General features: G+C 65.8%; 8 protein-coding genes. 4 read left to right on the plus strand and 4 right to left on the minus strand.

What is annotated here, in order from left to right; all coding sequences use genetic code 11:
• Nucleotides 1–126 precede the first annotated feature (126 nt).
• The 3 genes from DW178_RS02750 to DW178_RS02760 all read left to right on the plus strand — a co-directional run bounded on the left by DW178_RS02750 (nt 127) and on the right by DW178_RS02760 (nt 1901).
• Nucleotides 127–438 carry a YbjQ family protein gene (locus DW178_RS02750; RefSeq protein ID WP_118349588.1) on the plus strand — a complete coding sequence of 104 codons (312 nt, stop codon included), beginning with the start codon at nt 127–129 and terminating at the stop codon, nt 436–438.
• Between the two features lie 112 nt (nt 439–550).
• A complete protein-coding gene (locus DW178_RS02755) occupies nt 551–1066 on the plus strand; it encodes an NUDIX hydrolase (RefSeq protein ID WP_118349589.1) in 516 nt (171 codons plus the stop codon).
• A gap of 145 nt (nt 1067–1211) precedes the next feature.
• Nucleotides 1212–1901 (plus strand): phosphatase PAP2 family protein, encoded by a 690-nt coding sequence (locus DW178_RS02760; protein ID WP_158574003.1) that lies wholly within the window; start codon nt 1212–1214, stop codon nt 1899–1901.
• 248 nt (nt 1902–2149) lie between these two features.
• Here DW178_RS02760 and DW178_RS02765 read toward each other — a convergent pair whose 3' ends face one another.
• From DW178_RS02765 to nifJ, 4 genes are all read right to left on the minus strand, one after another.
• Nucleotides 2150–2491 (minus strand): arsenate reductase family protein, encoded by a 342-nt coding sequence (locus DW178_RS02765; RefSeq protein WP_118349591.1) that lies wholly within the window; start codon nt 2489–2491, stop codon nt 2150–2152.
• Between the two features lie 19 nt (nt 2492–2510).
• Entirely contained in the window at nt 2511–6227 is a 3717-nt protein-coding gene (locus tag DW178_RS02770) for a UvrD-helicase domain-containing protein (RefSeq protein ID WP_118349592.1), read from the minus strand.
• Nucleotides 6228–6229: 2 nt separating this feature from the next.
• Complete coding sequence (locus DW178_RS02775; protein WP_158574005.1) at nt 6230–9274, minus strand: PD-(D/E)XK nuclease family protein; 3045 nt, start codon at nt 9272–9274, stop codon at nt 6230–6232.
• A gap of 246 nt (nt 9275–9520) precedes the next feature.
• Nucleotides 9521–13054 (minus strand): pyruvate:ferredoxin (flavodoxin) oxidoreductase, encoded by a 3534-nt coding sequence (gene nifJ / locus DW178_RS02780; protein WP_118349594.1) that lies wholly within the window; start codon nt 13052–13054, stop codon nt 9521–9523.
• Nucleotides 13055–13478: 424 nt separating this feature from the next.
• Between nifJ and DW178_RS02785 the strand changes: the two genes are divergently transcribed.
• Nucleotides 13479–15092: an ABC transporter substrate-binding protein gene (locus DW178_RS02785; RefSeq protein ID WP_118349595.1), complete on the plus strand. Its 1614-nt coding sequence runs from the start codon at nt 13479–13481 to the stop codon at nt 15090–15092.
• The last annotated feature ends 18 nt before the right edge of the window (nt 15093–15110 follow it).

The raw sequence follows: 15110 nt of genomic DNA on the forward strand, positions 1-15110 counted from the left end.
GCGCAACCTGGCCGGCCGACGGGAACGCAGGGCCACAGCGCGACCACAGGGTTGCGGTATAATAGAGCGGACACGCGGCGTGCACGCGCACCGTCGCATCCGCCCCAAACGCAAAGGAGCTTCCCCATGATCGTCACCTCCGCAGACGTGATACCCGGTCAAAACGTCCAAGTCCTCGGGCTGGTACGCGGCAACATCGTCACCTCGCGCCACATCGGCCGCGACATGATGGCAGGCATGAAGGAGCTGGTGGGCGGCGAGATCAAGTCGTACACCGAGATGACCGACCAAGCCCGCACCGTGGCGGAGAGCCGCATGATCGCCGAGGCCGAGCGTCTCGGCGCCGATGCCGTGGTTGCCATGCGCTTCTCGAGCGGCTCCATCAACCCCGGCACCATCGAGATGCTCGCATACGGCACCGCCGTGAAGTTCGTGTAGCCGCCGTCCGCAGCGCCATATCGGGGTCCGTTCGCAACGCCCCGCCAACCCCGCTTCATCCCGACTGCCCGCCCAACCGGCGGGCAGCGCGGCATCTGGAAGGAATATCGCCATGTCAACGCCCGAGTTCATCACCAACCTGCGCGCGAAGATCGGCAACGACCCGCTATGGCTCACCGGCATCACCGCCTACGTGGAGGACGCCCAAGGCCGCATCCTGCTGGGCAAGCGCGCCGACACCGGGCAGTGGGCGCTCATCTACGGCATCGTGGAACCCGCCGAAGAACCGGCCGATACCTGCGTGCGGGAAGCCCTCGAGGAAACAGGCGTCGACATCGAGCCCGTATGCCTGGTCAGCGTGAAGTCGTCCCCGTATATGGTCACCTACGCCAACGGCGACCAATGCCAATACATGGACCTGCTGTTCCTCTGCCGACCACGCGAAGACGGCAATGCGCAGCCCCGCGTCGCCGATGACGAAAGCCTTGAAGTGGGCTGGTTTGCCCCGGACGCCCTTCCCCAACCGTTGGCGACATCCACCCGATCGCGCCTTGATCTGGTGCAACGCTTCAAGCAAAACGCCGCCCAAGGCAACTCCGCCTGCCTGTTCGCCCACACCCTCGCCTAGCCAGAGGCGGCGCCCAGAATTTCTCCCTCCCATTTCGCTTTCTGCAGAATTCCTCGAAATCGAGCGGTTGACCCCATGCCGGATGCATTCGGCTTTACCATCTCTTTACCTTCTCTTTATATTCGAAGGCCAGATGGGAGTTTTCATGCACAACCGCACTACCGCGCACGCCTCCGCGATCGCCGCCGGCGTGCTCCTTGCGCTGTTCGCCGCGCTCACGGTTTCGCTGGTATTCGTAGACCGCCAGCCTATCGCAGGCGATGGCAGCTTGGTGGGCCTTGCCACCTTCAACCTTGATGCCCGCGCCATTCTCGGGCAAAACGACCTCATGGAGAAGCTGTCCAATGCGCTGCTCATCGTTCCGGCCGTCGGCGCGCTCATGCTTGCCATAGTCGGCTGCAAGCAGCTGATCCGTTCCCGAAGCCGCAACGGGGTCGATCGCGATCTTTGGCTGTTGCTGGGAACCTACGGCGCTATGCTGGTGCTATACGTGCTGTTCAACTGCTTCTCGCCCAACAACCGGCCCATCCTGGAGGACGGCGTTTGCGAACCGTCGTTCCCCTCGTCGCACACGCTGCTTGCCGTCACCATGTGCGGCACGGCCATGATCCAGGCCGTGCAACGCATCCGCGAAGGGGGCCTTCGCACTGCGGCCCTGGTCATCTGCGCCGCGGGCATGGTGGGCATCATCGCCGCACGCGCCATGGCGGGCGTTCACTGGGCCACCGACATCCTTGGCGGCATCCTGCTCGGCGCGGCCCTGGTGGCCGTTTACCGCACAATAGCGTTCGCCGACTACGGCAAAGCCTCACGCGGAAAGCACGCAAGGCGCTAGCCACGAACCGGCGCGACGATCCGGCAGCTTTCCCCCTCGTCTCCGCGTCGCACCTCATCCCGAAACCTGTATGCACAAGAAAGCCTTCTATTTCCCGAACACAGGAAATAGAAGGCTTTTTCACGATAGCAGCCAGACATTTTCATGCTGGCTGCCAACACATCTCCGACAGGGGCGCGCGCAAGCGACGATCAACGTGCTTGCCATAGCAGCACCTCAACATGCCCTCAGGCGCCGACGAAACTGGTCTACTCCCAGCCCTTCCACACATCAGGCCGATAGCCCACCGTGGCCTTCTTGCCGTTGCGAACCACCGGCTCGCACAGCACCTGCTGGTTGTCGAGCACCTTCTCGAACTTCTGGTCCGCCGCCAGATACTGCAGCAAAGCCACGGTATCGGCGTCCTTGGCATCGGGGTTGATCAGCTCGTCAAGGCCGCCGACGGCGTTGGCCACCGACTGCAGCTCGCCTTTGCTCATGCCCTTTTCCTTCAGGTCGATGAACTGGAAGCTGATGCGACGCTCCTTGAAATAGCGCTGGGCCTTCTTCGTATCGAAGCTTTTCTTCGTGCCGAAAATCTGGATGTTCACGCAAACGTCCCTTCAAATCCTACAGCTGACCGTGCCCATGATACGCCCGCGCAAGGGCGCGGCCCATCTCGTCGGCATCGGCCGCATCAAAACGATACGACACCGTCTGCGGCTGCCCCGGCGCATCGGCACGGTCCTGCTCGACGCGTACGAACACGCACTCCACCTGCGCATATCCTTCCAACAGCACCGCATACGCATAGCATGTGGCCTGTAGCAGATGCTTCTCGTGCAGCTGCTCGGCGGTTTCGGCAGGCGAACCGCCGGTCTTGTAGTCCACCACCAACGCGCTGCCGGCCGGCTGCTCGCGCGTGCCGGCGGGGGCAACACACCCCAAAAGGTCGATCTCGCCCTCAAGGTAGGCCGCATCGCAAGGGCCGCCCACACGAACAAGGAACGGCGCCTCGGGGCTCGCGCTTTCGCATGCGCCCATGCGCGACGCTATGTCGCTGGCGAACCACCGCTCAAGCGCAGCATCCAAACGATCACGTTGCTCGGCGGAAAGCCCGCAAAAGCGCTCCAGTGCCTGCTGGCGCGCAGCATCCGGGCGCTCAAGGGCACAACCCGACTGCCAAGCCAAGGCCGCCAGCTGCGCCAAGCGATGAAACGCCGTTCCCAAGCTCGTAGCAGCATCGGCGTCACGCGCACCCAAGGAAGCGCTGGCGGCATCGTCGGCCGCATCTTCCACGGAGAAGTCGGCGAACCCGTCGCCGTCCTCGGCGATGGAGGAATAGCTGAACACCCCTGCCCGCGCACCCTCATAGGGCTTGCCCCGCTCGGGCTCGTACGGCCTCACCAGGGGAAGGGCGATCGTACCCGACTTGCCGCCGGCAGGACAACCGCCAGCCGCAGCCTCGTCAACGCCCGGTCCACCGACGCCAGACCCGCCATCAGCCGCAAAGCCATCGGGCGAACCGCCAGCCGCAGGCCCATCAGCACCCGGTCCGCCATCAACCTGCGATGCCGCGCCATCCGCAGAACCAGCCGTCCCCAGCAGCTCCTCGACGTCCGCCAGCGTCAGGTGCATGCATTCCACGCGCGCCGGCCGCTGCCCGCCGAAGTCGAACATGCTCACGCCCGGCTCGAACACGCAGCACTCGCCCACCAGCGCCGATTGCACGTCGCCCCAGCAGCTCTTCGACAAGCCGGTGGCGTCGACCTTCGACGACTTGCCGCGCATGGACACCACAAGGGCCTCCTTCGCGCGCGTAAGCGCAACGTAGAGCAAGCGCCGCGACTCGGCGGCCTCGCCGCGCTCCTCGTGCAGCTTGATGGCCGCACGCCTATCGGCGGGAAGCTGGCTACGCGAGACCATGGCGGCGAGCTCCTCGTCGTCGAACTCGCAAAACGGCTGGTACGACCCGCTCTTGGCCACCAACGAGGAGGTCTTCTCCTTCAAGCGCTCGAGCACATGGCCGCCGTCGAGCGACACGTAGGTGCGCCCTTCGATCGAGCAGCATTCCAACGCCTGCGACCGCGCCGCATCGTCGCGCAGCTCGGCCACCGCCACGATGGGAAACTCAAGGCCCTTGCTGGCATGGACGGTCATGATGCGCACGAAATCGCCGCCTTCGGCGGACAGCGCGCCCGGCGCCTCCTTTGCGAGCTCCACGCGCAGCGCCAGCTCCTCGGCCACGCCCGCGGGCCCCATGCCGCCGGCCGCCTCGATATCGCGCGCCATGCGGATGGCCTTGTACACGTTCCCCGCGCGCGCCAGCCCCTCGGGACCGGCCGCCTCAAGACGCGCAAGCCACCCGGAATCGGCCACGATGCCCTGCATGATATCGGCGAGCGCCACGTTTCCCACCTGCTCGGAGGCGCGGCGCATCAGGCTTGCGCACGCCGCAAGCGCCGGCGAGACCGCGCGCCCTGACGCCACCTTGCGCTCGATATGGCGAAAGCCCTGGTCGAACGCCCGTCTGCGAGGAATGCCGCGCTCCTCGTCCATCCCCGTGGACAGCTCCAGCAAATCATCGGCGGACAGGGCGAACAGCTCGCTCGAGAGCACCTCGAACAGCGCAGTGGTCCACTTCGGGTTCGCGATGGCCTGCGCCAAGCGAACCATAAGCGCCACCTCGGGCGCACGGTTGAAGATGGAGCCGCCGGCCACCACGCACGGCAGCCCCTCGGCCCGCAGCGCCTCGGCATATACGTTCGCGCGGCCCATGCCGCCGAGCAGCACCACCATGTCGCCCGGCCTGTGCCCGGCCGCCGCGAACTCGGAGAACGACTTCGCCACACGCCGCGCCGCCACGGCCGCCGCATCCGCAGACGCCACGCCGCGCGACGGGGTCACGGTCACCTGCGCCTGCACGCGGGGCCCATCAGGCAGGAACGGACGCTTGACCTTGGATTCCGCGCGCCCCGGCGCCAACGACATGAACTCGGCGCCGAACACCTGCGGCTGCTCGAAGATGCGGTCGCACAGCGCCAACACGTCCCCGTGGCTACGGAAGTTGTCGGGCAGCTCGATGATGCCCTCGGGGTTGCGGCGGCGCACATCCTCCAGATGGCGGCGATACACCGACACGTCCGCGCCGCGGAACCGGTAGATGCTCTGCTGCGCGTCGCCGACGGTGCACATGCGCGAGAAGCCTTCCCCGGCCATGCGCTTGATCATGTCAACCTGCAGCTGATCGGTGTCCTGGAACTCGTCTACCATCACCAGCTTGAAGCGGTCGGCGTACGCCGCCTGGATGGCGGGATGGTCGCGAAACGCGCGGGACGCGAAGGCCAGCAAGTCGTTGTTGTCCAGCAACCCCGCCTCGCGCTTGCGGCGCGCGAACGCGTCCGCAACCGACTTCGCCACATCGATCAGCGTCGCCAGCTGCTCCTGCACCAGCCCGCAGCGCGCCTGCGCGGCAATGGCGCAATACTGTTCCGCCAGCTCAACGGCCTGTTCGCCATACGGCGTGTTCTTGCCGAAGTTGCGACCGGGGACGGGAAAGCCGTTCATGGCCGAAAGCGCGCGCCGATACGTCAGCCCGTCGGAGCCGCGTCCGATCAGCTCGCGTGCGCCCTCCAACGCATCCTGCGTCGCCGCCAGGAACTTGCCGCGCGTGGAGCCCGGCTTGACGCCGTCGGCCAAGGCATACGCGGTATCGGCGACGTCCACCAGCTGTGCCAGCAGCTTGATCGGGCTCGGCGCCTCGGGAGGCGCCACCAGCGACGCCATGCCGTCGGAATGCGCCGAGGCGGCCTCGACCAGCTGCCGCACCATCCCTTCGACCGACGCTGTGCGCGGACCGGCCGGGTGCACGTCGAACGATGCGAACAGCGCATCAAGACGCTGCGATGAAACGCCTTCGGCGACCGTGACCAGGTCGTCCCTGCCGCCGAGCACCTCTTCAAGCGACGCATCCAGAAGCGTTCTCACCGTGGCCTCGTCGGCAACCTTGAATGCGGGGTCGAGCCCCAGCTCAAGCGCATGCGCGCGAAGGATGCGCGAGCACATGCCATGGATGGTGGATATCCACGCCTCATCGGTTTTCAGCGCCTGCTCGGTCATGCCGCCGGCGCGCAGCGCGCCCTTCACGCGCGATTTGATCTCGCCCGCCGCCTTCGACGTGAAGGTGATGGCCAAAACCTGGTCGATATCGGTCAAATACCCGCTTTCCAGCGCATGCACGATGCGGCGGGTGAGCGTGAACGTCTTGCCGCTGCCGGCGCCGGCGCTCACCGCCAACGGCTTGTCCAGCGTGTTGACGCACTTTTCCTGGCCGATGGTCAACGCCATGGCTATCCCCTCCTTTCCGAGCACGATGAGACCGGGCACCACTTGCACGCCTCGGGCGTTTCCGGCCGCGGACGGATGTCGCCCGCCAGCATGCGCTCGAGCGCCGCTGCCACCGCCTCCTCCGTCTCGTCGAGCACATCGGAAAACGGCCTGTCGGCGCACATGCAATCCTTATGGCGCATGTTCGGCAGGTGCGCGTTCTCTATCACGCGCCCGTCGTAGGCGCCTGAAATCATCTTGCGCCGCCCGTAGCACACGTACAGCGCGCCCACCGGCTCCAAGCCCAGCGTACGGCGAACCACCTGCGCGTAGATGAGCGCCTGCACCTTGCCCAGGCGCCCCTCCTCGCGCACGCCGAGCGCGTACGACCCGGAAATCGAGCCCTTATAGTCGATGATCGCGCACCGCCCTTCGCCGTCCACATCGATGCGGTCGGCCGTGCCCAGCAGCTTGTGGCCCGCGTAATCCACCGCGCCGCCGCAAGCCACGTCGTATTCCAAATACTTCGGGGCGAAGGTGGGCAGAAGCTCAGCCTCGAAGTCCAGGTAGTCCATCAACTTGCGTTCAAGTTCGGCAAGCTCCCGATGCTCCACCTGCGACGTGGGGATCAAACGGTTCTCCGACTGGCGAAGATGCGGCTGCAGCGCCTTATGACGCGCAAGCACGTCGGCCATGAGCTCCCGCGCCTGCGGAAGCAGCTGCGGCGTCACCTTCGCCTCACCCAAATCCTCGGACATATGCTTATAGAAGCTGTGCAGCGCGTTATGCGCGAAGTCGCCCATCTCAAGCGGCCCGAACCCCTCGTCCAGGTCGTCCAGGCGCAAACGCCTTTGAGCGAACCACTTGTACGGGCACTCCAGATAGCTTTCGATCTGGGAAGGCGAAAGGCACGGCTCGTCGAGCACCTGCCCGCCCTGCAGCACACGCGGAAGCACCACGAGCGAACGCGCTTCGGACGACACCGCACCCGTCAGCGGCCGCTCGATGCGCGCCGCCACGGACGCCGGCGCATTCGACAGCGCATCGTTGGAGCACAAGGCATCTTCGCCGCGCAGCAACATCCCGTCCTGCAGACGTTCGGGAAGCGAATACGGGTTGTCGATGTCCTCGGCGGCCGTAGGGTCGTCCCGATAACAGTCGACGAACTCCTCCAGCACCACGCAAGGGTACGTGGGGTCGGCGGACGAATCGTTGAGGCAGCGCTCGAGGATCAGCTGATCGGTTGCAGCGTGCTCGAGCGCGAAGAACGCACGGCGCATGCGGGCAAGCGCCGAATCGGCGCGCTTCACGCCAAGATGCTCGAGCAGCACCCGGGAAGCATCCTCGGGATCGGCCGCCGGGTAGGCGGCGCTTGTCAAGTCCGCCACCACGCACACCTCGCACGAGCCGCTTCCCAAAGACGCCGCCGTGTTCTGATCGGTCACCAGCACATCGGGCGCGCTAAAGGCCGCGCCATCGCAACTGCGCGGCGCCACGATACGCGAAACGCTGACCTTCAAACGTTGCACCTGGTCAAACGCCGCATCAGCCCCCAGCCCCGCCAGTTTGGCGGCGCCGGCGGCGCGCTGCAGAGCGCGCAACGCGGCAAGCTGCTCGGCGCGCCACGCTTCCGAACGGTTCGTCATGCGCCGCACGGCGGCCTCAAGCTCCGCCGCAGCCTGGTCGTCCAACTGCAAGGCAAGCCGCTCCATCGCCGCGAACATCGGGTTGTCGGCGCGCAGGCGTGCGCACAGGTTCGACCGCCGCGCCGTACGATCGGCGCGCATATCGGCATCAAGCTTGAACGCCGCCTTCTTCGTCATCCCGGAGAACGGCGACAACGCCCAATCGGCCAGGTCAGCACGATTCCAACGCTCCACATCGGTCGCAGCGATGTCCCCATACCCTTCGATATGCGAGGCGCCGCCCGCCTGTCCATCATCAAGGAAACGGTGAAGCGAGCAGATGGCCCGACCGAACGAGGTGTCCACGAAGCGACGCCGCCCGCGCAGGGCAACCACATGGCCCTGGCGAACAAGCGCCGGCGCCACGCGCCCGAACAGCACCGCGGGGTCCTTCGCCGCAACCATCACGGCAGCGGACTGCGTACCGGCCGAACGCCCAACCCGGCAACCGTCGGCGTCACCGAAAGCGTCCTCGCAGCTGGAAGCACCGTCATCACCAGCAGCCGGGCCGGCCGCCGCAGCAGGCACCGCAACCGCAGCAGGCGCCGCCCCCCGGTCCGCAGCCGCGCCAAGGGCATCGCGCGCGATATCTGCCAGCAGGGCCGGCCATGCATACTGCCCCGAAGGGAATGCGAAGCGAACCCGCACGCCTTCGGGCGCGCGAACGGGGCCCTGGCTTCCGGAAGCGGCGCGAACCTCCATGTCCATCCACGGACAGGCGGAGAAAAACGCTTCCTGACCAGGGGTAAGCGGAGCAGCATCTTCCAACAGCACGCGCAACGGGCGCTGCGGCAGAAGCTCAGGGAGCAGAGCCAGAGCCTGCCCCGGCTCGATCATCCCCAGTTGCGCCAACCGATCAAGGTATCCCCCGATCATCCGCAGCACCGGCACTTCCGCGCAAGACACCCCCTCAAGCGCGCCAGCACCCGCCGGCACGCCCTGCTGCGCATCCTGCACCGCCGCATCGAAGGCGGGCAGGCCGACGCCGGCGGCAACGCAAGCTGCCGCGACGCGATCGAGCCCGAGCGCTCCCGCTTCGCCGTCTCCGACCAACGCGCAGGCGCCATCCGCGATGCGGCCTTCCGCCAGCTCGCATCGTCCGCTAGCACCATCAAGCTGCGCGCGCTTACCGCTTTTCGGATCAACGCAGCAACCTTCAGCAGGCCCCTCGCAAGCCGCGCGCAACAACGCCTCGCGCTCAAGACGCGAGACGAACGTCCTGCCGTCGCCGTACAGCTCCCAAAGATCGCGAACCCACGCGCCGAACGCGGCAACCGTCACGCCCATAAGCGAGCAGCCGCTATCTGCGGCCCGTTTCCTATACGCCACCGCCCGATCGGTATCCGGCAGCAGCACCACATCATATGCAATAGAAGTATCCATGCCCGACATTCTAGCGCACCCCCTGAGCGCCTCCGGTCCCATACATGGGACTTACCCGAAGTTTCGCCGCCCCATCGCCGCAACTCAACCCGCACCGCCCCCGCAACGCAAGAAAGCCGGCCGCCCTTTCGGACGACCGGCCTTCCGAAACCGATCTATCGCACGATCGAAAGCCTCAGCACGCCCCCGACATCCCGCGGCAAAGCTCTTGCCGGCGGAAACGCGGTACCGCGCTGGACGGACGAACTACTCGCCGTCGTACATGGCCTTCAGGCGCACCAGGTGATCGTAACGCTCGATGGCGGCCTTCTCGTTGCGCTCGAACAGCTCGCCGGCGCGCTCCGGGAACTCGCGGGTCAGGCGGCTGTAGCGGGCCTCGTTCATGAGGAACTCCTGGTAACCGCCAGCAGGCTCCTTGCAGTCCAGCGTGAACTTCTTGCCGGCGTCGGCTGCCGGGTTGAAGCGGAACAGGTTCCAGTAACCGCAGTCCACGGCCTTCTTCATCTCGGTCTGGCAGTTGCTCATGCCGCCCTTGATGGAGTGCATCTCGCACGGGGAGTACGCGATGATGATGGACGGGCCGTGATATGCCTCGGCCTCGGTGATGGCCTTGAGCGTCTGGGCCGGCTTAGCGCCCATGGCCACCTGGGCCACGTACACGTAACCGTACGCCATGGCGATCTCGGCGAGCGACTTCTTCTTGACGTCCTTGCCGGCGGCGGCGAACTGCGCCACCTGGCCGATGTTGGAAGCCTTGGAAGCCTGGCCGCCGGTGTTGGAGTAGACCTCGGTGTCGAACACGAAGATGTTCACGTCCTCGCCGGATGCCAGCACGTGATCGAGTCCGCCGTAGCCGATGTCATAGGCCCAGCCGTCGCCGCCGAAGATCCAGACGGACTTCTTGGCCAGGTACTCCTTGTGATCCAGGATGCGCTGCGCGGCCTCGGCTGCGGCGCCTTCGCCGGCGGCAACCTCGGGCAGGGCGGCGATCAGGGCGTCGGCGGTCTGACGGCTGGCGGCCTTGTCGCCGCGAGCGTCGAGCCAAGCCTGGGCGGCCTCGGCGGCGGCGCCGGCCTCCACCAGGATGGCGGCGTCGGCAGCGAGCATGCCGTTGACGGCCTCATAGCCCAGCTTCATGCCCATGCCGTGCTCGGCGTTGTCCTCGAACAGGCTGTTGGACCATGCGGGGCCGTGACCCTGCTTGTTGACCGTGTACGGGCTGGTGGCAGCCGGACCGCCCCAGATGGAAGAGCAGCCGGTGGCGTTGGAGATGTACATGTGGTCGCCGTAGAGCTGGGTGATCAGGCGGGCGTAAGCCGTCTGGGCGCAGCCGGCGCAGGCGCCGGAGAACTCGAGCAAAGGCTGCTTGAACTGGCTATCGCGCAGCGTGGTGCCCTCGATCTCGGGCTTGTCGGCGATCTTGTTCACGCAGTACTCGAACACGTCCTGCTGAGCCATCTCGTCCTCGACGCCGACCATGGTCAGCGCGTCGGCCGGGCAGGCCTTCACGCACACGCCGCAGCCCATGCAGTCCAGCGGGCTGATGGCCAGCGTGTACTTCAGCTCCTTGTGCTTGCCCTTCATGGGCAGCACGGCCATGGCCTCGGGGCCGGCGGCGGCCTCCTCGTCGGTCAGGCCGAACGGGCGGATGCAGGCATGCGGGCACACGAACGAGCAGCTGTTGCACTCGGTGCACTTCTCGGCATCCCACTTCGCCACGGACACGGACACGCCGCGCTTCTCGTAGGCGGCAGCGCCCTGCTCGAACTGGCCGTCGGCATGGTCGACGAACACGGAGACCGGCAGGGAGTCGCCCGCCATGCGGCCGACGGGCTCCATGATCTCGCGGACCTGCTTGACCAGCTCGGGACGGCCCTCGAGGTGCTCGACCTCGGCGTTGTCCTCGGCATCGGCCCAGGCGGCGGGCACGTCGATCTTCACGAACGCCGTGGCGCCCGCATCGATGGCGCGGTGGTTCATGTCAACGACTTCCTGGCCCTTCTTCAGGTAGGAGCGCGTGGCGGCGTCCTTCATGTAGCGCACGGCGTCCTCGGCCGGCAGGATGTTCGCCAGCGTGAAGAAGGCGGACTGCAGGATGGTGTTGGTGCGTTTGCCCATGCCGATCTGACGGGCCAGGTCGATGGCGTTGATGGTGTAAAGCTGCACGTCGTTGGCCGCGATGTAGCGCTTAGCCTCGGCGGACAGGTGCTCCTCAAGCTCCTCGGGCGTCCACTGGCAGTTGATCATGAACGTGCCGCCGGGCTTGACGTCCTTGACGATCGGGAAGTTCTTCGTGATGTAGCTGGGGTTGTGGCACGCCACGAAGTCGGCCTTGTTGATGTAGTAGCTGCTGCGGATGGGCGAATCGCCGAAGCGCAGGTGGCTGATCGTCACGCCACCGGTCTTCTTCGAGTCGTACTGGAAGTAGGCCTGCACGTACTTGTCGGTGTGATCGCCGATGATCTTGACGGAGTTCTTGTTCGCGCCGACGGTGCCGTCGCCGCCCAGACCCCAGAACTTGCACTCGATGGTGCCGGCGGCTGCGGTATTGGGAGCGGACGCATCCTCGGGCAGGGACAGCCCGGTGACGTCGTCGACGATGCCGATGGTGAACTCGCCGCGCGGCTCGTCCTTGGCCAGCTCGGTGAAGATAGCGAACACGGACGCGGGCGGCGTGTCCTTGCTGCCCAGGCCGTAACGGCCGCCGGAGACCTTGATGCCCTCGCGGCCCTCGACCATGAGCGCGTTGACGACGTCCAGGTACAGCGGATCGCGGGCGCCGGGCTCCTTGGTGCGGTCGAGCACGGCCAGCTTCTTGCAGGTGGCCGGCAGCGCCTCGGAGAACTTGGCGGTGACGAACGGACGGTACAGGCGCACCTTGACCAGGCCCACCTTCTCGCCCTGGGCGGTCAGGTAGTCGATGACCTCCTCGGCCACGTCGCAGATGCTGCCCATGGCGACGATCACGCGCTCGGCGTCGGGGGAGCCGTAGTAGTTGAACAGCTTGTAATCGGTGCCCAGCTTGGCGTTGACCTTATCCATATACTCTTCCACCACGGCCGGCAACGCGTCGTAGATGCCGTTGCAGGCTTCGCGGTTCTGGAAGAAGATGTCCCCGTTCTCGTGGCTGCCGCGCATGCGCGGACGCTCGGGGTTGAGCGCATGGTCGCGGAAATCCTTCACGGCGTCGAAGTCGCACATGTCGGCCAGGTCGGCGTAATCCCACACGGCCACCTTCTGCACCTCATGGGAGGTACGGAAGCCGTCGAAGAAGTTCAGGAACGGCACGCGGCCCTTGATGGCGGCCAGGTGCGCGACGGCGGACAGGTCCATGACCTCCTGGACGTTGCCCTCGGCGAGCATGGCGAAGCCGGTCTGACGGCAGGCCATGACGTCGGAGTGGTCGCCGAAGATGTTCAGCGCGTGCGTGGAAACGGTACGGGCCGAGACGTGGAAGACGCTCGGCAGCTGCTCGGCTGCGATCTTGTACATGTTGGGGATCATGAGCAGCAGGCCCTGGGAGGCTGTATAGGTGGTGGTCAGGGCACCGGCGGCCAGCGAGCCGTGCACGGCGCCGGCGGCACCGCCCTCGGACTGCATCTCGCACACCTTCACCTTCGTGCCGAAGATGTTCTCCCTACCGGCTGCCGACCACTGGTCGACCAGGTCGGCCATGGGGCTGGAAGGGGTGATGGGATAGATGCCGGCAACCTCCGTGAACGCATACGAGACATGCGCTGCGGCGGTGTTGCCGTCCATGGACTTGAATTCTCTCGTCATTTCTTCTCCTAAGGCTATCCCCGATCGGCGCGATCGGAAACATCGTCTGGCCGTACAATGCGCCTATATTAGCAGCCTCGGCACGCCGAAACCCCACGGATTAACTCTGAGCAGGCGTGGGGCGGATGCTCTCGGCAAGCGGTCTCGACCAGACGGGGCCCTCCCGCTCGCCGGGACCGGCGCGCTTGCCGCTCACCCCGCCATGGCAACCGCCCGCCGCCGGCAAGCCCTTCCGAGGACCTTCCCGAAACGCCCTGCGCACGAGGGGGTTCCCCCGTAACGCCCGGGTAAAACCTTTACCCCTTCTTTATTTTCGAAGCCCGTTCAGGGATAATGCATCGTGTTTGCTGTAGTGCGTGCGCGAAAGGCGCATGCGCAGGCTCGGGGCGAAAAGCCGCCTCGACAGATGAACGGAGGGAATCCCATGGAACAGCAGTATTCTCTGTCTCGCCGCACTTTCCTGGCGGGCAGCGCCGTTGCCGCCGCAACGGCCGGCCTGGCCCTGAGCGGCTGCGGCAGCAGCTCCTCTTCCGAGGGCGGCAAGCCCAGCGGCTCCGCTGCCAACACCGGCGGCGTGATCACCGCTGCTTGCAGCTACAAGAACGCTAACTACAACCCCATCGGCGCAAGCTCCGCTCTGATGCTGCCCGCTATCCAGCACTGCCTGGAGGGCCTCTATGAGCTGGATTACTTCACCGGCGAGTCCAACGCCGCTCTGGCCGCCGGCGAGCCCGTCAAGGTCTCCGAGACCGAGTACGAGGTCGCTCTGCGCGAAGGCGCCACGTTCTCCAACGGCGAGGCCGTGACCGCCGCCGACGTCGTGGCCGTCATCGAGGCCAACAAGGCCAACGCCACCTACAAGGACATGCTGTCCTTCATCGAGACCGTTGCCGCCAAGGACGACGCCACCGTGTCCTTCACGCTGGCCTACCCGTTCGTCGACAGCGACAAGCAGCTCAAAGAGCGCCTGTCCCTGTGCCGCGTGTTCCCGGCTGCCGAGATCACCAAGGAGACCATGACCACCCCGCCGACCGGCTCCGGTGCTTGGGCCTTCGGCGAGTGCAACGGCGAGGATGGCGGCGAGCTGAACTTCGTCCCCAACCCCAAGTACAACGGCCCGAAGCCGGCTTCCGCCGACGCCATGCAGTGGCTCGTGCGCGTTGACAACACCGCTCGCGTGACCGCCCTGCAGGAGGGTACCGCCATCGCCGGCGAGAACATCCCGTTCTCCAACATCGACCAGTTGGTCGGCGCAGGCGTCACCGTCGACAGCGTCGACAGCTACGGCATCGGCTTCCTGATGTTCAACTGCCAGAAGGAGCCCTTCAACGACAAGCGCGTCCGTCAGGCTTTCCACTACGCCATCGACTACGACAAGCTGATCAAGAACCAGCTGGGCGGCAACGCTGAGACGCTGACCTCCTACCTGCCGAAGGACAACCCGGCCTACCACGAGGCATCCACGGTCTACAAGCACGATCCCGAGAAGGCAAAGGCCCTGCTCAAGGAGGCCGGCCAGGAGAACCTCGAGGTCAAGCTGCTCGTCATCGACAACTGGATCAAGGACCTGTCCGCTCAGATCCAGCAGGACCTGCAGGCCGTCGGCATGAACGTCACGCTCGACGTACAGGCTGCCCCCTACCCCACCATGGCCGCTTCCAAGACCGACGAGATCCTGCCCTTCGACGTGTTCCTGGCCCCCGGCGACGTCTCCTGCTTCGGCACGAACGCCGACGTGCATCTGGCTTGGTTCTACGGTGAGAACACCGACTGGTGCCAGGGCCGTTCCTGCTGGGCTAAGGCCGGCGACGGCAAGTGCCAGGAGTTCAACGAGTACCTCGACCAGGCTCGCAAGGCCACCGATGCGAACACGCGCCAGGAGGCGTACAACAAGTGCTTCGACATCATCTCCGAGGAAGTGCCGCTGTACCCGCTGTTCCACAAGAAGGTCGTCACCGGCTACTGGGCCGGCCTCATCGAAGGCTTCGAGCCCAGCCCGACCACCGGCCTGTACTTCCAGAACGCGAAGCTGAAGTAATAACCGCCAGGTTATAGG

The sequence above is a fragment of the Eggerthella sp. AM16-19 genome, assembly GCF_003474385.1.
Classification (GTDB): domain Bacteria; phylum Actinomycetota; class Coriobacteriia; order Coriobacteriales; family Eggerthellaceae; genus Senegalimassilia.

Bases quoted from the DNA above. Each gene is read 5' to 3' on its own strand.
- DW178_RS02760 (WP_158574003.1), top strand. From the start codon at position 1,212: ATGCACAACCGCACTACCGCGCACGCCTCCGCGATCGCCGCCGGCGTG.
- DW178_RS02775 (WP_158574005.1), bottom strand. From the start codon at position 9,274: ATGGATACTTCTATTGCATATGATGTGGTGCTGCTGCCGGATACCGAT.
- DW178_RS02750 (WP_118349588.1), top strand. From the start codon at position 127: ATGATCGTCACCTCCGCAGACGTGATACCCGGTCAAAACGTCCAAGTC.
- DW178_RS02770 (WP_118349592.1), bottom strand. From the start codon at position 6,227: ATGGCGTTGACCATCGGCCAGGAAAAGTGCGTCAACACGCTGGACAAG.
- DW178_RS02785 (WP_118349595.1), top strand. From the start codon at position 13,479: ATGGAACAGCAGTATTCTCTGTCTCGCCGCACTTTCCTGGCGGGCAGC.
- DW178_RS02755 (WP_118349589.1), top strand. From the start codon at position 551: ATGTCAACGCCCGAGTTCATCACCAACCTGCGCGCGAAGATCGGCAAC.
- nifJ (WP_118349594.1), bottom strand. From the start codon at position 13,054: ATGACGAGAGAATTCAAGTCCATGGACGGCAACACCGCCGCAGCGCAT.